The organism is Micromonospora endophytica, from assembly GCF_003236305.1.
GTDB lineage: Bacteria > Actinomycetota > Actinomycetes > Mycobacteriales > Micromonosporaceae > Micromonospora > Micromonospora endophytica.
On record NZ_POTX01000001.1, the window covers coordinates 29,956 to 52,953 of the forward strand.

General features: G+C 68.9%; 15 protein-coding genes. 6 read left to right on the forward strand and 9 right to left on the reverse strand.

Annotated features, from left to right (window positions below):
- Window positions 1-58 precede the first annotated feature (58 nt).
- Together C1I93_RS00120 and C1I93_RS00125 are read left to right on the forward strand one after the other, a co-directional pair.
- The gene (locus tag C1I93_RS00120; protein ID WP_146603390.1) at window positions 59-3,370 is read left to right on the forward strand and encodes a hypothetical protein; all 3,312 of its coding nucleotides are present in this window, start codon (window positions 59-61) and stop codon (window positions 3,368-3,370) included.
- Window positions 3,367-8,295 carry a DEAD/DEAH box helicase gene (locus tag C1I93_RS00125; RefSeq protein WP_111241110.1) on the forward strand — a complete coding sequence of 1,643 codons (4,929 nt, stop codon included), beginning with the start codon at window positions 3,367-3,369 and terminating at the stop codon, window positions 8,293-8,295. Before C1I93_RS00120 ends, C1I93_RS00125 begins: the two co-directional genes overlap by 4 nt.
- Window positions 8,296-8,362: 67 nt before the next feature.
- Here C1I93_RS00125 and C1I93_RS00130 read toward each other — a convergent pair whose 3' ends face one another.
- The 7 genes from C1I93_RS00130 to C1I93_RS00160 form a co-directional block, all read right to left on the reverse strand.
- Entirely contained in the window at window positions 8,363-9,616 is a 1,254-nt protein-coding gene (locus tag C1I93_RS00130; protein WP_111241111.1) for an iron-containing alcohol dehydrogenase, read from the reverse strand.
- 93 nt (window positions 9,617-9,709) lie between these two features.
- A complete protein-coding gene (locus C1I93_RS00135; RefSeq protein WP_111241112.1) occupies window positions 9,710-11,170 on the reverse strand; it encodes an NAD-dependent succinate-semialdehyde dehydrogenase in 1,461 nt (486 codons plus the stop codon).
- Window positions 11,171-11,206: 36 nt separating this feature from the next.
- Entirely contained in the window at window positions 11,207-12,283 is a 1,077-nt protein-coding gene (locus C1I93_RS00140; RefSeq protein ID WP_111241113.1) for an ABC transporter ATP-binding protein, read from the reverse strand.
- Window positions 12,283-13,350, reverse strand: a complete 1,068-nt coding sequence (locus tag C1I93_RS00145; protein ID WP_111241114.1) for an ABC transporter ATP-binding protein — start codon at window positions 13,348-13,350, stop codon at window positions 12,283-12,285. Before C1I93_RS00145 ends, C1I93_RS00140 begins: the two co-directional genes overlap by 1 nt.
- Window positions 13,350-14,261: a carbohydrate ABC transporter permease gene (locus tag C1I93_RS00150; RefSeq protein WP_111241115.1), complete on the reverse strand. Its 912-nt coding sequence runs from the start codon at window positions 14,259-14,261 to the stop codon at window positions 13,350-13,352. The genes C1I93_RS00145 and C1I93_RS00150 overlap by 1 nt, the downstream gene beginning before the upstream one ends.
- Entirely contained in the window at window positions 14,261-15,211 is a 951-nt protein-coding gene (locus C1I93_RS00155) for a carbohydrate ABC transporter permease (RefSeq protein ID WP_111241116.1), read from the reverse strand. The genes C1I93_RS00150 and C1I93_RS00155 overlap by 1 nt, the downstream gene beginning before the upstream one ends.
- Window positions 15,208-16,608 carry a sugar ABC transporter substrate-binding protein gene (locus C1I93_RS00160; protein WP_223256637.1) on the reverse strand — a complete coding sequence of 467 codons (1,401 nt, stop codon included), beginning with the start codon at window positions 16,606-16,608 and terminating at the stop codon, window positions 15,208-15,210. The genes C1I93_RS00155 and C1I93_RS00160 overlap by 4 nt, the downstream gene beginning before the upstream one ends.
- A 296-nt stretch (window positions 16,609-16,904) precedes the next feature.
- Between C1I93_RS00160 and C1I93_RS00165 the strand changes: the two genes are divergently transcribed.
- From C1I93_RS00165 to C1I93_RS00175, 3 genes are all read left to right on the forward strand, one after another.
- Window positions 16,905-17,648, forward strand: a complete 744-nt coding sequence (locus C1I93_RS00165; protein WP_111241118.1) for a GntR family transcriptional regulator — start codon at window positions 16,905-16,907, stop codon at window positions 17,646-17,648.
- A gap of 88 nt (window positions 17,649-17,736) precedes the next feature.
- Window positions 17,737-18,306, forward strand: coding sequence for a DJ-1/PfpI family protein (locus C1I93_RS00170; protein ID WP_111241119.1), 570 nt, complete (start codon window positions 17,737-17,739; stop codon window positions 18,304-18,306).
- Between the two features lie 19 nt (window positions 18,307-18,325).
- Window positions 18,326-19,141, forward strand: coding sequence for an alpha/beta fold hydrolase (locus tag C1I93_RS00175; RefSeq protein ID WP_111241120.1), 816 nt, complete (start codon window positions 18,326-18,328; stop codon window positions 19,139-19,141).
- A 2-nt stretch (window positions 19,142-19,143) separates the two neighbouring features.
- Here the strand turns inward: C1I93_RS00175 and C1I93_RS00180 are convergent, their stop codons facing one another.
- Both C1I93_RS00180 and C1I93_RS00185 read right to left on the reverse strand, forming a co-directional pair.
- Window positions 19,144-21,078, reverse strand: a complete 1,935-nt coding sequence (locus C1I93_RS00180; protein ID WP_146603391.1) for a plant Invertase/pectin methylesterase inhibitor family protein — start codon at window positions 21,076-21,078, stop codon at window positions 19,144-19,146.
- Window positions 21,079-21,335: 257 nt separating this feature from the next.
- Window positions 21,336-22,007 (reverse strand): hypothetical protein, encoded by a 672-nt coding sequence (locus C1I93_RS00185; RefSeq protein WP_111241122.1) that lies wholly within the window; start codon window positions 22,005-22,007, stop codon window positions 21,336-21,338.
- A 315-nt stretch (window positions 22,008-22,322) separates the two neighbouring features.
- Between C1I93_RS00185 and C1I93_RS00190 the strand changes: the two genes are divergently transcribed.
- A complete protein-coding gene (locus tag C1I93_RS00190; RefSeq protein ID WP_212808389.1) occupies window positions 22,323-22,988 on the forward strand; it encodes a CPBP family intramembrane glutamic endopeptidase in 666 nt (221 codons plus the stop codon).
- Window positions 22,989-22,998 lie beyond the last annotated feature (10 nt).

The following is a 22,998-nucleotide window of genomic DNA, read 5'->3' on the forward strand; positions in this document are numbered from 1 at the left end:
GGCTTGCTTGCATAGTCGCCCTACCGCGCTGACGACCCCAATCCACAAGAGGGAGATCGTGTCACACGCATCCGAGATACTTCGTCTTCGGGAAGCCGAGTGGGCGCCAGCCCTGCGCGCGGTGTCGCTCGTCGCCGAGATTGACGCACCGGAGGAGCAGGCTAAAGAGGTCATCCGTGCCCTGGGACGGGTCTTTTGGTACACCGCACCCCCCGACCGGCAGCGGCTGCTCACCCGTCACTATCCCGCGTGCCTGGTCGTCGGCCTGACCGGGATCGGTGCCGTCGGGTACGAGCATGGCGACTACTGGAGCGCCGTCCACAACGAGGCACCGGGTCAGGTCGACCAGACGCTGTGGGGGAGGGCCTTCCGCGCGAACCTCGACCACTTCCGGCTGGCCCGGTTCCATGGGCTGTCGCAGGTCAACGTCGGTGAGATCCTCATGCACGCCGGAATCCCCGCGTACTGCCTCGGCGATCTGTTGAATCTTCTCCTGCAACGCCAGTCCCGCGAGCCCGGACTCACCGGTGAAGGCTTTCTTGCCTGGGCGCTCGCGCCCGGCCGCGAGTCGCGCCTGAGCGGGACCGACAAACCGGTGCAGCGGTTTCTCCAGCGCGGCGAAGACTACGCCGCGGACCTCATTGACCGCTGCGTCGACCTGCTGGAGCGACTGCGGCAGCCGGCGTTCAACGCCGACGGACTCGGGCTCTCCCCACATCTGATCGCCAAGGCCCAGGCGCTCGCAGCGGCGGATCAACTCGACTGGACCGGCAGTTCAGACCGTGGGGAATCGGCTGCGGTGGCCACACATCAGCGTCCTCACCTGGAGTTGGAGCCGTACGGTCGGGGCCTGCTGGTGTGGCTGCCGCCGGTCCACGACGCAACGGACGGTCGCGTCTTGTGGCGGTTGCGCTTCGACGGCCAGGTCGAGTCGGTCGTCAGTCAGTCGCGTTGGCCGGGCACGCGCGAGACAGCCCCCGCAACAGCGGTAGCCGTCGTGCGCCCCGCTCGCCAGGTGGCAGTCGAGCCGGCCGGCTACGACCAAGAGTACGAACTGGACGTGGTCGACCCGCGCGACCCCTTGTTGGTCTTCACTGCGGATGGTCGACGGGTGCCGGCAACCTCCGGTCTGCCGCCTGAGCCGGTCTGGTTGCTCTATCCACAGGTGGGCGAGGGTGGTGGGCCGCTCGAACTGCGGTGCGAGGGCGATCTGCTCGACACGTACGACGTGCCGGCTCCGTACGGCTGGCTCGGTTGGACGCTGCGCCACGTCGATCTTCGCGAGGTGTCCCACCTGAGGCTGGGGGATGGGACGCCACGGCGGGTCAAGGGTGCCCGCCGCGCCCAACTGCAGCTCGCCCAGCCGCTGCCCGGGGTGAGCAGCCTCGCCGGCGCGCCAGTCGTCGCTACGGCCCCGCGCTTGAATCTGCCGACCGATCCCGGCGTAACCACCGAATGGTCGGTCCGGATTCGCCGGCCCGGCTCCGGTCAGCTTCTGCACGCTGAGAGCCTCTCCGTGGGCCACGACACGGCTGTCGACCCGTGGCGGCATCTGGTCCGCCCCTTGGTCGGCGCGTACGAGATCACCGTGCGGGGTCCGCTCGGCCGAGGCCTGGTGCGCACGTTGGAGTTCGCCGAAGGGCTGTCCGCCAGGTCGAACCCCTCCTGGCGGGAGGTCACGGCGGACGGGCTGGAACCGGTCACCGTGCGGGCCGACACCACCCTGCCCGGCCTATCGGTCATGCCCGCGCTGACTGAGTTGGGCCCCGCCGACACCGCTGTCGAACTGCAGCTCGACAGCCTGGCCGGCGCGGCCACCGTACGGGTCATGCCCGCCCACATGGCGATCCAACGGCTGGGCGGCGGAAGCCGCGGCGAATGGTCCCTACAGCCGCTGCGTTTGGACACCGAGACAATCGGCGAGGGTGAACTGCTGGTGCGGCTGCCGCGGGCGGCGGACGCACGGCTCATCGTCCGATCCGGGGGCCGTGAGCTGCAAACCGTTCCGTCGGGAGCGACATATGGCCAGCCGATGGCCCGGTTTTCGCTCGCGGCCATCGCTGACACGGTCGGCGCACACGGGCTCGTTCAGCTCGACGTGCGCTTTGATGGGCAGGACTTCCCGGCAGCGCGCTGCGTACCTCGACGCCTCGCCAGCACGGTGCACATCGAGGGCGGCCGGCTGGTGCTGGTCGACGGCGTGCGGGCCGAGGGGCTGACGGCCGCGCTATACCGGGTGTACGCGCCATGGGAGCGGCCGTACCTCGTACACCTCGGCGTGAACATGGTCAGCGACCCGCTCCCCACGCGGGTCACGACGGCGGGGCCCCTCGTGGCGCTGCTGCGCATCGAGGATCCGTGGTTGCCGTCGGACTGGCCGGAGTGGCCAGGCCGCGACAACGCCTTCGAGCTCGCCGAGCTCAAGTGGCAACCGGCGGGCCAGGACCCGGCGGGTGAGGCGGTCTCGGCGTACCTGGCCGGAGTAGGTGCCCTGCCCGAACGACCGGAGATCGCGCCGCTGCTGTTCGACCTCTACCCGCGCGCGGACGACCTCCGCGCCCGAGGCGTCACGGCCAACGTCCGGGGCGCCGCAGGCCTCCTTCGCCCGCATCCCGCCGCCGCGCTGGCCGCGCTCACCAAACACCGCGCCTCGGCAGACCAGGTGGTCGCGCCCCTGGTGCACTCCGGGCTGATCGCCCTGCCTCCCGACCGGTACGTCAGTACAGCCGACGAGGCGCGGCTATGGACGGCGAGCCCGCTGGCGGCGATGCTCGCCTCGGCTCACCGACTCCCTGACCTCGCCGCCCAAGTCGATCTGCGGGAACAGGTCGCTGCGGTGTGCGGGGAGGTGGCCGCGCACCTGCTCGCTGGCGGCTCCGACCCGTACGAGACGGTCGGCCGGTTCGACCAGTCGGCCGAGGTGTTCGCGTTGCTGCCAGCCGAGGAACGCGACCGAGTGTGGCGGGCGATGCGAGTCGTGCCCGGCGGCCTGCTCGACGCCGACGAACGGATGGCGGCGGCCCGCCACCTGTTCGAGGTGCGGGTGCGGCCCGGCCTGGGACGGCTCTCCAGCAGCGCGGAGGGGCTGCTGCGCGCCCTGCAGAAGCCCCTGGTCGAGTCCGGTGGGCCGCGGGTGGTAGGGGCGCTGCAGGCCCGCAATCCCACTCGAGGGTGGCTCGCTCTCCCCGCGCTGTCGCTGGCGTTCGCCTTTGTGGCGCGGCTGGCCGCCCGAGGGCACGCAGCCCCGGCCGGGCTGCTACCACGAACCCTGCCCCCGCACGCGACGCTCGCCCGCAGTGCGCCGCGTCTCGTCGCCATCGACCTTCTTCTCGCGGAGTTCCTCCTGACCGGAGCTGGAGTAGCCGAATGATCCTCGACCCCCTCGCCACCAGCGACGCGATCGTCTCCACCTACCGGCGCTATCTGCGTACCCTCGTGGAGCCGAAGGATCCCCGGCTCGCAACCGCGCTCGAGACCGCGATCGGCGACGCGATCAACCAGGAGATCACCAAGGGCCCGCTGCTCGAGGCGACCCCGCCCTACGTCACAAGCGCCACGCCCCGGCAACTCATCGACGCGGGCGTGCTCGATCCCGGCATCGCCAGCCTGGGTGCCGGACTGGCCATGGGCCGTCCGCTCTACCAACACCAGGAACGGGCGATCCGGAAGGCGACCGCAGGACGCAACATCGTCGTCGCCACCGGCACCGGATCCGGCAAGACCGAGAGCTTCCTCATCCCCATCCTGAGCCAGTTGATGGCCGAACGTGCGGCGGGCACCCTCGGGCCCGGCGTGCGGGCGCTGCTGCTGTACCCGATGAACGCGCTGGCCAACGATCAGATGAAGCGGCTGCGTGGCCTGCTGGCCGAGGCGCCGGACATCACCTTTGGCCGCTACACGGGTGAGACCCGCCGCAGCCGCCGGGAGGCCGCGGAGGTCTTCGAGCAGCAAAACCCTGGCGACCGGCCGCTGCCCAACGAACTGCTCAGCCGGGAGGAGATGCAGCAACGACCGCCGCACTTCCTGCTGACCAACTACGCCATGCTCGAATACCTGCTGCTGCGGCCCTTGGACATGGACCTGTTCGAGGGCCAGCACGCCGGGCACTGGCGGTTCATTGTCGTCGACGAGGCGCACATCTACGACGGGGCTCGCGGGGCCGAGCTGGCGATGCTGCTGCGCCGACTCGTCGACCGGGTGGATTCGGGCCGGCCGGTGCAGTGCATCGCAACGAGCGCGACCGTCGGGAACGACATGGGAGCCGTGGTCGACTTCGCTGCCTCCCTCTTCCCCGTTCCCTTCGAGTACGACCCCGCAGATGAGGGGAGGCAGGACGTCATCACCGCCGACCGGGTCCAGCTGCCGCCCGGGCCCGAGTGGGGACCCCTGCCCGCTACGGCGTACGAGAAGCTGCTCAACGCGCCCAACCCCGCCGACGCCGTCGTGGCCCTCGCCCGCGAGCACGGGTACGCCGGAGACGACCCCGCCGAGGCGCTGGCGTACGAGCAGCGCGTTCGCCGGCTCAAGGCGCTGCTCGCCCACGGGCCGATACCGCTGCACGAGGTCGCGCAGGCACTGTTCCCCGTTAGCGGAGCGTCCGAGACCACCTCGATGGTCGCCCTGGCCAACAGCGTGCACGACAAGGCCGGCACTCCGGTGCTGTCTGCTCGCTATCACCTCTTCGCCCGTGCGACGGAAGGAGCCTTCGCCTGCCTCGGAGCCAACGGGCCACACGTCAGCCTGACCCGGCACGAGCGTTGCGAACGGTGTGGCGACGCTGCCTTCGAGTTCGGCACCTGCCGCCGCTGCGGGACCGTCTATCTCATGGGCACGCTGGAGCGGGTCGGTACCTTCTCAGTGTTTCGGTCCCGCCGCTCACGCGACGAGCAGCAGGTGTGGATGGCGCTGGTCGACGAAGTGGCGACCGACGAGGACGAGGAGATGTTCAGTGGCACCGCCCAAACCGCCGGCGAGCTGGGCGCGCTGTGCATCCGGTGCGGGGTGTTCCAGATCGGTAAGGCGACCACCTGCCCGCGTTGCCCGGACGGCACCATGCGCGCCGTGCGTTTCTTACGGCAGCGCAGCGACGAGCTCACGGCATGCCTCGCATGCGGGGGACGGGGAGCCGGCCTGATCCGGCTCTTCGCCAGCGGCAACGAAGCCTCCGCCTCGGTCCTGGCGACCGCCCTCTATCAGAAGCTTCCCGTGGCCACCGATCCCGTCCAACGCGGCCTGCGAGGCGGCGGGCGCAAGCTGTTGCTGTTCAGCGACAGTCGGCAGTCTGCGGCGTACTTCGCGCCCTACCTTGAAGACTCCTACGAGCGAGTGCAGCGCCGGCGGCTGCTGCACGAGGGCGCCGTCGCCGCCGCAGCAGGCGGTGGCGAAGTACGCCTCGAGGACGTTGTCTACCACACCTCCCGGGCCGCTGACCGTTACGGCATCTTTGAACGGCGGCAGAGTCGACAGGCACGGGAACGGCAGGTCGCCCTCTGGGCGCAGGTGGAAGCCGTCGGCGTCGACGAGCGCAACTCACTGGAAGGCAGGGGACTGGTTGCCTGGGACATGTCCCGCGATCCCGCCTGGCGGCCACCCCAGCCACTGCTCGCCCTCGGCCTCACCGACGAGGAAGCCTGGGCGCTGCTCGGTGAACTGATCCGCTCGATCCGGCTCCAGGGTGCCGTCGCCGCCCTAGACGGCGTGGACCCGCGCGACGAGGCGTTCCAGCCGCGGCTCGGCCCGATCTACGTACGCGGCACTGGCTCCGACCCGCGCCGCAAGGTGCTCAGCTGGTTGCCGACCAAGGGCACCAACCGGCGGACCGACTTCGTAGCCAGAGTGCTCACCAGGCTCGGCCAGCAGGCGGACCCGCTTCAACTGCTCGAGGGCGTGTGGCGCCTATTGACCAAGGGGCCACAGGCCGAGTGGCTGATCGCTGGCACCGAGCCGGGCATCGGGCAGGTCCATCAACTCGACCCCGCCCTGATTACCTGTACGCCCACGGCTGACGGCCTGGCTGTGTGGCAGTGCGCCCGGTGCCGCAAGCTCACCCCGTTCAACGTCCGCGCCACCTGCCCCACCATGGCCTGCACCGGCGACCTCGAATCCTGGACGCCCCCTGCTGTGGACACCGACCCGGACCACTACCGCCACGTCTACCGGGACATGAACCCGGTGCCGCTGCGCGTACTCGAACACACCGCCCAGTGGACCAGCGAACGAGCCGCCGAAATCCAGCAGCAGTTCGTCCGTGGCGAAGTCAACGCCCTCTCCTGCTCCACCACGTTCGAACTCGGTGTCGACGTCGGGGAGCTACAAGCAGTCATGCTGCGCAACATGCCTCCCACCACCGCGAACTATGTCCAGCGGGCTGGCCGGGCCGGCCGCCGAACCGATTCGGCCGCGCTCGTTCTCACCTATGCCCAGCGCCGCTCGCATGACCTCTCCCGCTTCGCCGAGCCCGACCGGATGATCGCCGGGGAGGTACGGGCGCCGTACGTGCCCCTGACCAACGTGCGAATCGATCGGCGGCATGGCCACTCGGTCGCGCTCGCTGCGTTCTTTCGGCACCAGTTTCGGACCCACGGCACCATCTGGCGTACGGCAGGAGATTTCTTTCTGCCGGGTGAGGACGGGATCGCCCCGGTCACGTTGGTCCGGGATTTCCTTAACCCAGTACCTCCGCAGGTCACCGACTCGCTGCGGCAGGTGCTGCCGGCCGAGGTGCACGACATCATCGGCGTCAACTCCGAAGGGTGGGTCGAGCATCTGATCGACCTGCTGGAATCGGTCCGGGCCGAGTTGCAGCAGGATGTCGAGACGTACGAGCAGAAGCGACAGGAGGCCTTCGCCGCTCGCCAGGATGACAAGGCCGCGCGGTACGGCCGCGTGATGAACACGATCACTCGCCGAGAGCTACTCGGGCTGCTCGCCAACCGAAACGTCCTGCCAAAGTACGGATTTCCCGTTGACACCGTCGAGTTGCGGCTAGCCTTCGCGGACGCCTCAATCGCCAAGCAATTGGAGCTTGCCAGAGACCTCTCGTCGGCCATCTACGAGTACGCACCGGGTGCGGAGGTCGTCGCCGGGGGACTGGTCTGGCAGTCGGCTGGCCTGTACCGGCTGCCCGGGCGCGACCTTGAGCGACGCTACTACGCGGTGTGCGACGGGTGCGGCCACTACCGTGACTCCATCGACCGCCTCGACCAGGAGTGCCCAGCCTGCGGTGCTGCCCTCGTCGGCGTACCCCGTCAGTACGCCATTCCCGTCTTCGGGTTCGTCGCGGCACGCGGTACCGGCCGGCGACCCACCAGTGCGCCGCGTCGGGCATGGCACGGCGCAACCCATGTTGTGTCGCCCGGCGCCGAACTCTATGCGGACAAGTTGGACCTCGCCGGAGGCGCGATCACCGTCCGGGCCGGTGCCCGGGGCGAGCTGGTGGCAATCAGCGACGGTGCGATGGGGCGGGGCTTTCTCGTCTGCGCGACCTGTGGCTTCGCTGGCCCGGCCATCGAGGGTCGGTTTGATCACCAGAGTCCGCTTAGTGGCCGCGAGTGCCGTGGCCGCATGGAAAACCTGTCGCTGGCCCACAAATATCAGACGGACGTCCTCGACCTGAGCTTCGACGGTGCGGTCGTGATCGGAGTCGAGGACAACGCCTGGCGGTCCGTCGCCTACGCACTGGTGGAGGGGGCGGTGCGCGCGCTCGAGATCTCCCGCGACGACATCGACGCGACGGTCTACCGGACCGACGCCGGCCGCAGCGTGATCATGCTGTATGACACCGTGCCCGGAGGAGCCGGCCACGTCCGACGCATCGCGGAGCAGCTGCGAGACGTACTCAACCATGCCCTGCAGCGGGTCGTCGACTGTGAATGCGGCCCCGAAACCAGCTGCTACCGCTGCCTGCGGGTGTTTCGCAACGAGCGCTATCACGAGCAGCTACGCCGCGGTGTGGCGGCGGACGTGCTCAGCCGCCTCCTCGGCAAGCGCGACCAAGCGTCCGTCGGGGCGCTGCGGGTCTCGCTCTCGGACGTCGGGCCCGCACTTACCGCGACTCGCCGATTCCTGGTAACGGAGGCGCCCGGCGAGGTATTCGAGCCAGTCACCTCCGGACAACTCGATCTCTACGAAGGTCGTGTTGTCCTCGCCCGCCGTAACGGCGACGCTGCGGTGGGACGGCTCTGGCTCCGACGCGACGACAACGGTGTGGTCGGGGCGGGCCTGCAGCCGATAGCCGGAGCGCGGTTGGATGACGGTGCAGACGATCTCATGTTGATAGGCGTAGCGGTGTGGTGATGTACGACAAGACTTCCCGGCAGGCGCTTAACGGCACCTCATTGCAAAACCGCAGGGGAACTCGTCGTCAGGGGGAAGGCCGGTCACTGTCGCTGCTCGGCGTCCGGACGTGTCGGGTCCGATCCCCGGTCCAGGCCGCTTCGAGGATCGCGGCCAGGCTGGCGGTGTCGGTCGGGCCGGGATGGTTCTGGATCAAGCGGGTGACGCCACCGGCCAGCTCCGCGAAGCGCGGGAGGTCGGCGCGTGCCACGCCGATGTCCGCCAAGGTGGGCGGGATGCCGATGTCGGCAAGGAGCCCGTCGAGCCAGGTGAGGAAGGTGTCTGCGGCCTCGGCATCCGAGGCGTCGGTCACGTCGAGCCCGCACACCCCGGCGAGGACGGCCAACCGGTCGCCGATGGCATCCCTGGCCGCGTCCAGCGCGTACGGCAGGAGCAGCCCGACGCCCAGGCCGTGCGGCGTGTGTGTGGCTGCGCCGATGGGGTACTGGAGAGCGTGCGGGACCGCGGTGCCCGCGTGGGAGAAGGCGAGCCCGGCGAGCATGGACCCGTAGGACATGTCCGCGCGCGCGTCCGTGTCGCCTCCGTCCCTGACCGCACGACGCAGGCTACGGGCGATCCGCTCCGCGGCCAGGAGCGCGTAGTGGTCGGTGATCGGGTTACGGCCGAGGAAGACCTGCTCCACCGGGTCGCGCGGTCCGTGGGCCCGGGGCCGTGCGGTGTAGCTCTCCACCGCGTGACAGAACGCGTCGATGCCGGAGTGGGCGGTGACGGTCGCAGGGCAGCTGTACGTGAGTTCGGGGTCGACGATGGCGAAGTCGGGCACGATGTGGACGCTGGAAACCCCCACCTTCAGCTCGCGGTCCGGGTCGGTCAACACCGAGACGGGTGTGAGTTCGGAGCCGGTGCCTGACGTCGTCGGGACCGCGACGAGAGGAATCGTCGGCCCCGGCACCTTCGACTCGCCGTAGAAGTCGCGCGGCGTCCCACCGTGGCGCCGGATGACGCCGACGATTTTGGCAAGGTCGATCACTGTGCCACCCCCGACGGCGAGGATCACGTCGGCGTCCACCTCGGCGGCAACCGAGACGGCCAGGGCGACATCGGTGAGTGGCACGTCTGGAGTCGCGTCGGAGAACACCTCGACGGCCTCGACCCTCTCCCGCACGGCGGCCACGATCTCGGACACGCCCGGCTGCCCCAGAAGAACCTGGTCGGTCACGATGAGGACTCGCGAGCCACTCTCGGCCACCACTCGTGGGATGTTCTGCGCGACCCCTTCGCCCACTATCAGCTGGCGTGGTCCGCGGACGGTCTCAAGCATGTCAGCTCCATCGCGATGAAGACGTCGCCCCTGGTGGGCGGGCGAGTCGGGTGGCGCGGTGATTCTCGACGGGCGCCCGCAACAGCCGGCTGGTCACGGTAGGTCGATCGCCGCGTAGGTGAGGTCGAGATACTCGAGGATGCCCTCGTGTGACCCTTCCTTGCCGATCCCGGACTGCTTCACGCCGCCGAACGGGGCCGACGGGTCCGAGATCAGACCACGGTTGATGCCGATCATCCCCGTATCCAGCCCCTCGGTGAACCGGAGCGCCCGCGCAAGGTCACCGGTGAAGACGTATCCGACCAGGCCGTGTTCGGTGTCGTTGGCCTTCGCCAGCACCTCGTCGTCGGACGTGAACGAGATGATCGGCGCCACCGGGCCGAAGATCTCCGCCTGCAGCATCCGCGCATCGTCGGGCACGTCGACGAGGACTGTGGGCGGGTAGAAGTGGCCCGGCCCGTCCGGACGCTCGCCGCCCACCAGGACCCGGGCGCCGCGATCGACCGCGTCGGCGACGAGCTCGTCGATCCTGGTGACCGAAGCCTCGTCGATCAACGCCCCGACGTCCACGCCGTCGTCGAGACCATGGCCCACCGAGAGCGTGGCCATCCGCTCGGCGAAGCGCGCCGTGAACTCCTCGCGCACCGGCTCCTCGACGTAGATCCGGTTGGCCGCGATGCAGGACTCCCCGATGTTGCGCATCTTGGCCACCATGGCACCGTCGAGCGCGACGTCCAGGTCAGCGTCGGCGCAGACGATCAGGGCCGCGTTGCCACCCAGTTCCATGGAGGTACGCAGCACGTTGTCTGCGGCCTGTCGGAGCAGCACCCGTCCGACCTCGGTCGACCCGGTGAACGAGAGCTTGCGGGTCCGACTGTCGGCCAGCAGCGCGGAGACCACCTTGCCGGAGCGCTTGGTGGTCACCACGTTGACGACGCCCGGGGGAACGCCGACCTCCTGCATGATGCGGGCCAGCAACAGCATGGTCAGTGGCGTCTGGGCGGCCGGCTTGGTGATCGTCGTGCAGCCGGCAGCCAGCGCCGGAGCGATCTTGCGGGCACCCATGGCCAACGGAAAGTTCCAGGGTGTGACGAAGACGCACGGTCCGACCGGCTTCGGTACGGTGAGGATGCGATATCCACCTGCGGGAGCGGTGCGGTAGCGCCCCTCGACGCGCACCGCCTCCTCGGCGAACCAGCGGAAGAACTCGGCGCCGTAGGCCACCTCGGCCCGAGCCTCGGCGAGCGGCTTGCCCATCTCGAGCGTGATCAGCCGGGCGATCTCCTCGGATCGTTCGGTCAGTGCCCGGTACGTCGCGGTCAACAACTCCGACCGTTTCCGCGGCGGGGTCGCCGCCCACTGCGCCATCGCCTTGCTCGCCACGTCCAGAGCGGCGAGCCCGTCGACCACGTCGGCGTCCGCCACCTCGGCGATGGTCTTGCCGGTGGCCGGGTCCTCGACGGCAAAGGTGGCTCCGCTTGCCGCGGCGTGCCAGGCGTCGCCGATCCGCAGCCGCCGGTGCTCGGGGGCCAGGACGTTCATCGGGTCACTCATCGCGTCGCCTCCTGTGATCTTCTTCGTCCGGCGCGGTTATCGCCCGGCCCCGGACAGCGACAGCCCGGTGTCCGCGTCGAACAGGTGCGCACGGTCCAGGTCGACCGCGACAGACAGCCGCTCGCCCGGCCTACCGGTGACGGTGGGTCGTGCCTTGACCTTGAGGATCTCCGTCCCCACCAGGACGTCGACCACCGTTCGGTCACCGAGCGGCTCGAGCCCGTAGAGTTCCCCCGACAACGACGCGTCCCCACACTGCTCGACGGACAGGTCCTCCGCGCGCAGGCCCAGCAGCAGCGCCCGACCGCCCTGCGCCGTGGTCCAGCGGGGTCGTGGCAGCGTCCAGCCTTGCGCACCGACCAGCCGGTCACCCTCGGCGTGGCAGGCGAGCAGGCTGATCGGGGGGCTCCCGACGAATCCGGCGACCCACCGGTTGGCGGGACGCTCGTACACCTCGGTCGGCGTGCCGACCTGTTGCACCTTCCCCTCCTTGAGGACCGCGACCTGGTCGGCCATGGACAGGGCCTCGACCTGGTCGTTGGTCACGTAGACGACTGTCGCGCCGAGGCTGCGGTGGATGCGGGTGAGCTCGGTGCGCATCTCGACGCGAAGCTTGAGGTCGAGGTTCGTCAGCGGCTCGTCCATGAGAAACGCGCGCGGACGACGGACCAGCGCCCGGGCCAGGGCGACCCGCTGCATCTCACCGCCTGACAACTGCGCGGGACGACGCTGCAGCAGCCGTTCGATGTGCAGCAGGCTCGACATCCGCTCGACGGCAGCGGCGATCTCGCGCGAAGAACAGCGGCGTGCCCGCAGCGGCGACGCGATGTTCTCGTACACGGTGTGTCGCGGGTAGAGGGCGTAGTTCTGGAAGACCATGGCCAGGTCGCGTGTGGCCGGGGCGTCACCTGTCGCGTCCCGCCCGTCCAGATGCACCGACCCGGCGTCAAGCTTCTCCAGGCCGGCGATCGCTCGCAGGGTCGTCGTCTTGCCTGCCCCGGAGGGCCCGAGCACGACGAAGAACGAGCCGTCCGGCACGTCCAGCGTCACCCCGTCCAGGGCCTGGACCTTGCCGAAGGACTTGCACAGCCCGTGCGCTGCCACGGTTCCCATCAGGCCACCAGCTCTTCCGTGCGTACGTCGTAGACCGCCGGGGTCCCGCCGGTGTGCCGCAGCCCGACCGGTGCGTCGGCGGCGAACCGGACAGTCGGTGGCATCCGAACCCGTACGTCGCGCTGGCCGCTGTGGTCAACCACGTAGATGATTTCGTCGCCCAGCCACTCCGCCGAAACCACGCGGGCCGGGACCGAGCGTTCCGCCCCTGGTGCGGTGACTTCCAGCGCCTCCGGCCGGACGCCTGCGACCAGGCACCGGTCGCGCGGCAGGCCGGGCGGTGGCGGGAGGACCAGTCCGCCCTGACCGCGCAGCTTCCCGTCGGCCACCTCCACCTCGATCAAATTCATCGGCGGGGAGCCGATGAATGCGGCGCAGAAAAGGCTCGCCGGACGGTCGTAGACCTCCAGCGGCGTGCCTACCTGCTCGACGCGGCCCTTGTTGAGGATGGCGATTCGGTGCCCGAGCGACATCGCCTCGACCTGGTCGTGGGTGACGTAGACCATCGTCGCCCCCAGCTCTCCCTGCAGGTGCTTGATCTCCGTGCGCATGTCCGTCCTCAGCTCCGCGTCCAGATTGGTGAGAGGTTCGTCCATGAGGAACGCGCGCGGTCGTCGTACCAGGGCGCGAGCGAGCGCGACGCGCTGCTGCTCTCCGCCGGACAGCTGGCGTGGTCGCCGGTCCAGGAGCGGGCCAAGCCGCATCAGCTGGGCGGCCTGGTTGACCCGCCGGTGCACCTCCGACTTGGGTAGCCCTTCGGCCCGCAGGGGGAACGCCAGGTTGTCGCGGGTTCTCAGATGCGGGTAGAGAGCGTAGAACTGGAACACCATGGCGATGTCGCGCTCGGCGGGCGGCAGGTCGTTGACCAGCGTGTCGCCGATGCGGATGTCGCCCGTCGTCTGCCGCTCCAGGCCGGCCATGGCCCGCAGCGTGGTCGTCTTGCCGCAACCCGAAGGGCCGAGCATCACGAACAGCTCGCCGTCGTCGATGGATAGGTCCACGCGGTCGACTGCGACCGTCCCGTCCGGGTAGCGCTTGTGCAGGGCGGTCACCTCGATGCCCGCCATCAGCGTCGCACCGCCCCGAGCGTCACACCGGCGATGAGATGCTTGCGCACCAGGTAGGCGAAGACGAGCACCGGTAGGGCGAACACCACGGAGGCGGCGGCCACGAGACCCCAGTCCACAGTCGTGCCACCGATGAGGCCGGCGATGGCGGGTGGGGCCGTCCGCACGCTGTCGCTGGAGGTGAGGAAGATGGCGAACACGAACTCGTTCCACGAGAAGATGAGCGCGAAGACCGCCGTCGCGGCGATGCCGGGCACGAGCAGGGGCAGGGTGAATCGCCGGAACGCCTGCAGACGGGTGTAGCCGTCGAGCATGGCGGCATCCTCGTACTCCGCGGGCACCTCGTCGACGAACCCCTTCATCATCCAGATCGTGAACGGAAGGTTGTACGCGGCGTAGATGAGGATCAGGCCGAGCTTGGTGTCGATGAGTCCGACCTGGCGGTACATGAGGAAGATCGGGATCACCACCACCACGGGCGGCATGAAGCGGGTGGACAGGATGAAGAACAGTTGGTCCTTCTTGGCCTTCACAGCGAAGCGCGAGTAGGCCCAGGCCGCCGGGACCCCCAGCACGGTGGCCAGCACCGTGGAGGCCCCGGCGACCAGGATGGAGTTGAGGAACGCGACGGACAGGGCCGAGCGACCGCCGTCGGGGCCGACGAACACGTCCTTGAAATGGTCCATGGTGACCGTGAAGCCGAAGAACTCGGCGGGGACGGCGTAGACGTCGCGGTTCTCCTTGATGGACGTCTCGATCATCCACAGCACCGGGAAGAGCATCACGACGGCCAGCACGGTCAGCAGCGCGACCTCCAGCACGGAGCGGCTCCGGCCGCCGAGGCGGCGCGCGGGTGGCGGGTGATCCCGGGCCGGGCCGGTGGACACGGCCTCGTCGACGGAGACGGCCATCAGCCCTCCTTGAGCTTGTTCAGGTAGCGCAGGTAGATCTGCGTGAGGACGATGACGACGAGGACCATGAGGATCCCGTACGCCGACGCGGTGCCGGTGTTGAAGCCCAGGAACGCGACCTTGTAGACGTGGAACGACAACGTCTCGGTGGAGACACCCGGACCTCCGCTGGTGAGGATGTAGACCAGGTCGAACAGCCGGAACGCCTCGATGGCCCGGAACAGCACGGCGATGAGCAGCAGCGGCCACACCAGCGGAAGAGTGATGGTGCGGAACCGGAACCACTCGGACGCCCGGTCGATCGAGGCGGCCTCGTACAGGTACTTGGGGATCGCGGTGAGGCCCGCGAGTGCGATGAGCATGATGAACGGCGTCCATTGCCAGGTGTCGACCACGATCAGGGAGATCAGTGCCGTTCGCTGCCGGGTGAGCCACTCCACCTGCCCCAGGCCGAGCGAGCCGAGCATGCTGTTGATCACGCCGAACTGCGCGTCGAGCATGAATCGCCAGAACAGCCCGACCACCACCGGCGACAGCATCATCGGGACCAGGAACAGGGTGGTCAGCACTCCTCGCCCGTGCGTGCGCCGGGAGATCAGGTAGGCGATGGTGAAGCCGAGCACGGTCTGCAGGGTGACCGCGCCGACCACGTAGATCAACGTCGTCAGGGCCCGCTGGTGGACCTGCGCCGACGTCAGGATGGCGGTGTAGTTCCCGAACCCGACGAAATGGGCCGGCCCGCCACGGGTGGCCGAGTAGTCGGTGAACGACAGGAACAACGTCCACAGCAACGGGAACACCGACATGGCGAGCAACAGCAGCAGCGCGGGGGAGATGAAGCCCACGGCGAGCCCGCGGTCGCTGAGCCGGCGGGACCGAACCGGTGCAGGTGGCGTCGCTGACGCCAACTGCCCGGGGTGGTCGGTCGTCAGGGGTACGGGGTCACTCACAGTCCGCCGCCGCCCTTGCGGCTGCTGGAGTCGAGCACGTCCTGCTGCTGCCTGGCGATGTCGTCGAGCGCGTCCTTCGGCTTCTTCGCGCCGTTGAGAGCCGCGTTCACGCCTGTGTTCTCGATGTCGACGAGGCGCGCGTACTCGGGCACGTTCCACATGTCCCGCATCCGGGGAACCGAGTCGGCGTACACCTGGTTGAACGGCCCGGCGTTGAGGAACTCGGGCGACTCCAGGGCGTCCGTACGCGATGGCACCCCACCCGCCGCGGCCCACTTCTTCTGGATGTCGGCCCGCTCGAACCACCTCATGAAGTTCAGTGCTTCTGCCTGGTTCGCCGTGGGGGAGTAGGCCGACACGTGCATTCCCATGCCGCCGAGCGGGACCAGGTTCGTCTTCTGGCTCGGCAGGGTGGCAAAACCCAGCTTGTCGAGAATCTGCTCCCGCGTGGCGCCGAGGGTCGACTGCAACGGATCGAGCAGGCCGCCGCTCGCCGCGATCCAGTTGAACGCGATGCATGCCTTGCCCTGGGCGACCGCCGCGTTGACCTCGTCGATGAACCAGTTGCCGGAGCCCTTGGCGGTCAGCGGCTTCATCTTGTTGACCAGGACGTCCATCGCCTCCTGGCCCGCAGCGTCGTTGAGGACGCCCTCGATCTTGCGCGCCTTGGCGTCCCAGAGGTTGCCGCCGTAGACGCCGTTGACCGTGTTGTAGGTGACGGCCGCGGCGTCGGAGCCGTTGGCCTGGTGGAAAGCCAGCCCGCTGACGCCAGGGTGTTCCGCCTGGCACCTCTCGGCGACTGAGATCATCTCGTCCCAGGTCTGCGGTGGCTTGTCGCCGATCAGGTCCTTGCGGTAGATCATCGTCCAGGTGTCGCCGAGCAGCGGCAGCCCGTACAGGCTGGCGTTTTCGTCGCGCTTGCCGGTCTCCGCCTGGGGGTACTGGCCGTAGGCAGCCAGGAGGTACGGGTTGTAGGCCGTGACGTCGATGTTGTTCTTGACGAAGTCGGTGATGTCGAGGATGTTGCCGTTCGTCACGGCCTCGCCGATGTGTTGCGAGTCCAGGATCGCGATGTCGAAGTCGGTCTTGCGCGCGGCGAACTGGGTGAACATCGCGTCGTGCCAGTTCGCGTTCGGCACGGTGTTGACCTTGATGGTCGCGTTCGGTCGTTCCTTTTTGTACTCCGCGTTCGCGAAGGCTTCCAGTGCGCGGGCGGGCGGCCAGTCGAACCAGATGAAGCTGAGAGTCAGCGGGTCCGTGGTGAGCTCCGGGATGGTCGCGGGCGCCTTGGGGGCGCTTGCCGTCGTACCGCCGTCCTGGCCGTCGCCGCAAGCCGCCACGGTCGTGGCCACCAGCAGCATGGCGGCCGTCGCCAGCTGCACCTTTCGCCCGGGCACGGACGATCGTCCTGGTCGCTTCTGATGCCGCATCTTCTCGCCTGCTTTCTGGGTGGGGACTTCTATGGCCTCGCTTTGTGCTTCGCCTAGCAGTTGCCGAACCGAGCAGGATGTCGAGCACGCTCTGGGAGCTTCAGGTGATCGAAGTGGAGCCGGTCGCGGGCGGTTCGCGACGGTGCAGGATGGCGGGCGCTCGCCACATTTCCTATACGATCTAGTGAGGGCGCCAGCATGTCGCAGCGTTGTGACTGATGTCAACAGGTTCCCGAAGACGCAAGAAAGGACCTCAGGTCACGATGGACGACGATGCGATGATTGCGCGGGGCCGCAGGGCCGTGACGGGCGGAATGCCGCCGGGAAGATCTGGCGGCCGGCTTGCCGACGAGGTGTACGACACGCTGCTCGGACAGTTGATGTCGCTACGGATCGAGCCTGGCTCCCGCGTCACGATCGACGTCCTGGCGCGAGAGCTGGGGGTCTCGCAGACGCCGATCCGAGACGCCCTGAACCGCATGGAGGCCGAGGGCCTGGTCGTGCGGGTGCCCCATGCCGGCTACCGCATTCCCCCCCAGATAACCCGTCACCGATTCGAGGACATGCTTGAGGTCCGCCTGCTCCTCGAGCCGGCAGCGGCGCGCAGATCCGCCGAACGCGCATCCTTGCAGCAGGTGGCCGGCCTGCGGCGAATGCTGGAGGAGATGGCGGAGTTGGAGGGCGGCGGCGGTGCTGCGGCCTATGGTGCCTTCGGTCTACGTGACGCCGCTTTTCACGATCTCATTGCGCTGAGCGCGGAGAACCAGGTCATCCGGGAAGCGCTCGCTCGTCTGCACAGCCACGTGCACCTCTTCCGGCTGCACCACGACACCCAGGTCACGCACTTGGCCATGGCCGAGCACGAGGAAGTGGTGGCCGCGATCGCCGCGCGTGACCCCGACGCCGCCGCCTACGCGATGCGTCGGCACATTTTGCGCTCCGGCGAGCGTTTTCGACGGTTGTTTGACGAAGTCAAGGACGTGAATGGTGTGGCGGTAGAGGCTTGACGGGTGGGCTGGGCCGAGGAATGCTGGCTCTACCGGATCGGATCGTATTGGATCTATCTCGCCCGTCCCCAGATGCGAGGAGAAGCAGATGCCGAGAGCGCTGCTCCTGACCGGCGACGCCGCCGAGGAACTCGACACCATGTACCCCTACTACCGCGTGCAGGAGGGCGGCTGGGACGTTGACGTCTCGTCACGGACGCTGCGTGACGTGCAACTGGTCATCCACGAGTTCGACCCCGACTCCGACGCCTACGTGGAGAAGGACGGCCGGAAGCTGCCGGTCGACGTGCCCTGGTCCGAGGTCGACGTGGAGCGCTATGACGCCCTCATCATCCCCGGGGGACGTGCCCCTGAGTGGATCCGGGTCGACGCCGACGTCAGGCGCATCACCGAGCACTTCTTCGCGAGCAACCTTCCCATCGCGCTGGTGTGCCACGGCGCGCAGGTGCCAGCGGTGTACGGGCTGCTGAAGGGTCGAAAGACGGCCTGCTTCCCACCCATCACCGGCGACATGGAGAACGCGGGCGCGACGGTCATCGACGCTCCCGACGTCGTGGACGGCAACCTCGTCTCCTGCCGCGGGTGGTCCGACATGCCGCAATTCGGCAGGGCGATGATGGAAGTCTTTTCGAAGTCGGTAAACCCCGCATCGGTATGAGCGCACCTGGCCTGCCCCGGTGACGACACTTCGGACCATCACCGTCGACGGCTCTCCCGTCCACGTCCTGGAGAGCGGCACCGGGCCCGCAGTGCTGATGTTGCACGGCTCCGGGCCCGGCACGACCGGGACCGGAGCCTGGGCAACCACGGCGCAGGCGCTGGGCACGTCCTGGCACCTGGTGGCTCCCGACCAGGCGGGGTTCGGCCGGACACCCGTCCCGGCGGGCTCAAGGGGCGGGCTCCGGCTGTGGACGGAGCAGGCCGCGGGCCTGATGGATGCGCTCGGTATCGACCAGTACGCCGTGGCGGGGCACTCCATGGGCGGTGCCGTGGCGTTGGCGTTGGCGGCCGCCCGCCCCCAACAGGTCACCCGGGTCGTGGCGGTCTCGACGATGGGCGCCCCCGGGGCACCGCTCTCCGCCGAGCTCGACGCGCTCTGGGCCGCCCCCGCCGGCACCCACGGGGCCCGAGACATGCTGAGTCGCCTCGTCTTCGACCAAGCGCTCGTGACCGATTCGGCAGTCGATGCCCGGGCCGCCGCGATGCGAGCGGGAGCGGCCGCGTACGCGTCGTTGTTCCCGCCACCCAGGGCCCGGTGGGTCGACGAGCTCACCCTCTCGACGCAGACGCTGGCAGCGATCCGCGCGCCGGTGCTGCTCGTGCACGGCGCCGAGGACAAGATCACCCCGCTCGGGACCGCAACCCAGCCCTTACTCGAACAGCTGGCCGATGTCCGTCTGCACGTGCTCGGCCGATGCGGGCACGTGCCGGCGATCGAGCACCCGTACGAGTTCAGGCAACTGCTGTCGTGCTTCCTGCGCCAGGACCGCTGACCCTAGATTGCCGCGGCGGCCAGTGCTTGCCTCGCCAGGTCTCGCGCCTCGTCGTCTTCGCTGATACCGCGCCAACCTCCGCTGTACAGCAGTCGTTCGTCCTGCTCGGCGGCGCGGTGCAGCAGAGGTGTGAACGTGGTGGCGGCCGGCCCGAGGGCGACGAGGTAGCGCAGTGCCTGGCGGCTGACCGGCAGTTGCTGACTGTGCCGCAGCGGGTCGAGGGCCGCGTCGAAAACGTTCAGGCAGAGGGTCGGGTCGCTGGTGATGCGGTAGTGCGCGAAGCCCAGCTCGACACCGTCCCAGGTGGGCCAGTCAGCTGGTTGCTCCACGAGTTGCCGTTCGATGTCTGGCAGGTAGCGCGCGGCCAGCGGACCGAGGTCGCCCAGCCTGCGGGCAGCTGCGGCATTGATGCGTCGTGCGTCGCGCACGTCGTCGCGGGCCAGGAACGGTTCGGGGTCGCCGGTTACCCGGAACAGGGTCCAGGCGGCGGCAGAGGCTTCGGGGCCGTCACCGACGGCCATCCGCGTCAGGGTGGTGCGCGCCGCCGCGGCCGCGGGGCCGAGTTCGGCAAGGACATTGCAGGCCGGTACGGGCAGTTGCGTGTCGAGCATGGCGGTCAGTTCGGGCACTGCTGCCGCGGCTGCTGGGCCGTAGGCCTTCAGCACCTCGGTGAGCTGGTAGGCCGTCGCTGTGCCGGGATCGTTGCGCAGTCGCCATCGGATCGCGGGCACGAGGTCGTCGGCGTACGCGGCCAGCGACAGGCAGACGTCGGCGATTCCCGGGTCCTGGTCCAGCCAGTAGAAGTCGTCGCCGTAATGCGTCGAACCCATCCGGAAGACTTCTGGATCACGGCGTAGCGACCGCTCGACGGCCGGAACCGCTCGGCGGTCTCCCCACCGCGCCAGGGCCCATGCGGCCAGCGCTCCCGTGCGACCCGGTTGGCTGAGCAGCTCCGCGACGCGGTCCGACCAGACACGACCGGCATCTCCCGACACGGCGAGCAGATGGACAGCGGCTGCCCGGATGGGGGGTGGCCCGTCGAGTGCGGCACCGATGTCCGGGGTGAGCGCGACGGTGGCCGAGCGCCACTTCCGCATGACCGTGCCTACCTCGGCGAGCGGCCGGTCGTCCGGTGCCCGGGTTGCTTCGCCGATGGCGATCCGGGCCAGGGCGATCCGGGCTTCGCGGTCGTCGCCGAGTTCCCGGCTCAGCCAGCCGACGGTGCGTTTCGGCACGGAGTGCGGGTACGCCGCGAGAAGGTTCTCGGCCGTCCCGGCTTGGTGGCCGAGACGGCGGGCGGCGACCAGGAAGGTGAGCCGCCGTGGATCGCCGGCCGGCGGGATGCGGTCGGACAGCCAGCCGGCGGTAGCTGCGCGCTTTCCGGGTGTCAAGGCGTCCCGCGCTGCCGCGCTGGCCAGGGCGAGAATGTAGTCGGCCGCGACGTCGGGGTCCGCCTCGCCGGGAAGGCGGCGGATCAGCTCATCGGCAAGGTCGTCGGCGCGCTCGACCAGCCCGACCAGGATCTCCACGCCGCCGCGCCGGATGGCGGGATCCGGATCGTCGAGCAGGCGCAGCAGGCTGTCGAAAGCCCCGAGCAGACCCTTGCGGCACGTCCGGGCCGAAGGCTGGGACCGCCAAGGCTGCCTCATCTCGTGGTGCAGCATGGCGAAGCTGCATACCAGGTCAAGGATGTCCACCCGATGAGGAACCGTCGGGTCCAGGGCGAAGCGAATGAGGAACGGCACCACCGCGGCACCGGCGGAGTACACCGCACCGCCCTGGTGATAGACCGCTGCGTCGAGATCGCCGAGAGCGTCAACGCAGGTTTCCGGGTCGGTCATCGCCGCCAGCCAACCCGGCACCTCATCCGCCGAGCCGTACGCGTGCTCCAGCGCCGACCAGTCGATCTCGGAAACCCCGTCCAACAGCCCAGCCACGCCGCACATTAAACCGCACCGAAAGGTAACGGCGGCCGCTGGCCGCGAGGCGCTCGTCACCGAGGTGATCTCAACCTGACATGCGAGCCAACCTACTCGCCGGCCCGCGGGGTCTGATCCGCGTGCGGTTTGGTCACTCCCGGCTGCCGCAGATGGACGATCCCCACGCAGGGATCAACCGGCATCGCGGCGCCGACGGCGCACCTCAGGAGCGGACTCCTCCACCCTGTGTGGAAAGAGCCCCCTCGGGTACGTATCTACCGCTCTACTCTGGTGAGCCAGCGGGTGTGGATGTCCTGGTAACGGAGCGGGTCGACGGCTGCCGGGTCATCGAGGAGTTCGACGAGTAGGGCGCCGTTCGGGAGCCGGCGTGCCTGGACGGCGATCTCAGGCAGCGGGGCTGCTGGCAGCTGGCGATCGGTGCCCAGGTAGGTCCACCAGCCGAGTTCGGCCGGCCATCCACCGGCGGGATGAGACGTGTGGTGGATGTCGAGGTGCCACACCTGCTCGGATGACCATTCATCGAGAATCCGCCCGACGTCGGCCTGTAGTCGTTCGGCGGCATCAAGCCACAAGCTGGTCAGCCGAGCGTGCAATTGACGGAAGGTGTTGGCCTCTGGCCCTGGGCGGCGGTGACAGAACGCCGCGTCCAACGACCAGGTGAGGGTCCCCGCCTTCCACTCCACGAAGACATCGACGTCGTCGTCCGTCCAGAGTTGGCCACCCGCGGTGCCCGCCGCCACGGCGTCGAGTGCCGCCTGCGGGTCCTTGACCGGGTGGACGTCGCCGTTCGGATTGGTGAACAGGTTGACCAGCCCGTCGGAACGCTGCGGCACCAGGCCGCGGACCGCAGCCAGGGCGTACAGCTGGCGGAGAGCCGGCTCTGCCGCCGCCTGCACCTGTAGTTCCCAGATCCAGTCCGATCCCACCGCGGAATGATGACATTCGGCTGACGGCTGTGAGGGGGAGGATCACCTGCGTGGACACCGGCACCTCGGACTACCTCGTCGAGCTCAAGCTCCCGGCCACGATGCCCACCTGCTCCGGCCAGGGGTGATTCACAGGTGGCACGAGATGTCACGGCGAGGTGGTGACGTGGTGGCACTGCCCGCAGCGCACGGTGCGCGCTGCAATGGGACGTCCACAATCTTCGGAGGAACTTCCCGATGAACGCCCCACGATCCGACGGATCCTGGAATACGACTGATCGCCCGAGCCACTCCGACGTGGGAAGCTCGCGCCTGATGACACCGGAGCATTCTCGCCCGGCCGTCGACACCTCCCGACCGTTCGGCGCCCACCTGCGCATGAGCTGGTGGAAGCCGCTCGTGGTCATCCTCGTGCCGCCGCTGGTGATGGTGGTTCTGCAGGTTCTGCTCTACCAGATCGTGGGCGTCATCGAGGGCAGCGACGATCCGATGTCGGCCACCTTCACACCCTTGAAGTTCCTGGCCATCAACATCAGCGTCGGCACGGCGGGCGTCCTGGCGATCCTGCTCCTGGTGTGGATCGCCAAGGTGCCGTGGCGAAGTCTGATCAGCTCACCGCGAGCCTTCGACGTCCGCCGCCTGACGTACTACCTGGCCGGGGCGGCGCTGCTGGTGGGCGCGGGGATTGGTGTCGTGGCGCTGGTCGCACCCGATGCACCGGGCTGGACCGCTTTCGGTGTCACCGGTACGACGATCGGCATGTTGGCGGTCATCCTGCTGAGCACCCCGATTCAGTCCGTCGGTGAGGAGCTGATGTTCCGCAGCGCCACGCTGCCCGCCGCCGCGTCCTGGGTGCGCGCGGTCCGCCCTGCTCTGGTCGTCGGGCTCGTCGTCTCCAGCCTGGGCTTCGCCGTGGTCCACGGGTCGGCCGACCCCTGGCTGTTCAGCTACTACACGGTGGTCGGCATCAGCGCCGGCTGACCTGGCGGAA

Bases quoted from the DNA above. Each gene is read 5' to 3' on its own strand.
- C1I93_RS00125 (WP_111241110.1), top strand. From the start codon at position 3,367: ATGATCCTCGACCCCCTCGCCACCAGCGACGCGATCGTCTCCACCTAC.
- C1I93_RS00130 (WP_111241111.1), bottom strand. From the start codon at position 9,616: ATGCTTGAGACCGTCCGCGGACCACGCCAGCTGATAGTGGGCGAAGGG.
- C1I93_RS00135 (WP_111241112.1), bottom strand. From the start codon at position 11,170: ATGAGTGACCCGATGAACGTCCTGGCCCCCGAGCACCGGCGGCTGCGG.
- C1I93_RS00140 (WP_111241113.1), bottom strand. From the start codon at position 12,283: ATGGGAACCGTGGCAGCGCACGGGCTGTGCAAGTCCTTCGGCAAGGTC.
- C1I93_RS00145 (WP_111241114.1), bottom strand. From the start codon at position 13,350: ATGGCGGGCATCGAGGTGACCGCCCTGCACAAGCGCTACCCGGACGGG.
- C1I93_RS00150 (WP_111241115.1), bottom strand. From the start codon at position 14,261: ATGGCCGTCTCCGTCGACGAGGCCGTGTCCACCGGCCCGGCCCGGGAT.
- C1I93_RS00165 (WP_111241118.1), top strand. From the start codon at position 16,905: ATGGACGACGATGCGATGATTGCGCGGGGCCGCAGGGCCGTGACGGGC.
- C1I93_RS00170 (WP_111241119.1), top strand. From the start codon at position 17,737: ATGCCGAGAGCGCTGCTCCTGACCGGCGACGCCGCCGAGGAACTCGAC.
- C1I93_RS00190 (WP_212808389.1), top strand. From the start codon at position 22,323: ATGACACCGGAGCATTCTCGCCCGGCCGTCGACACCTCCCGACCGTTC.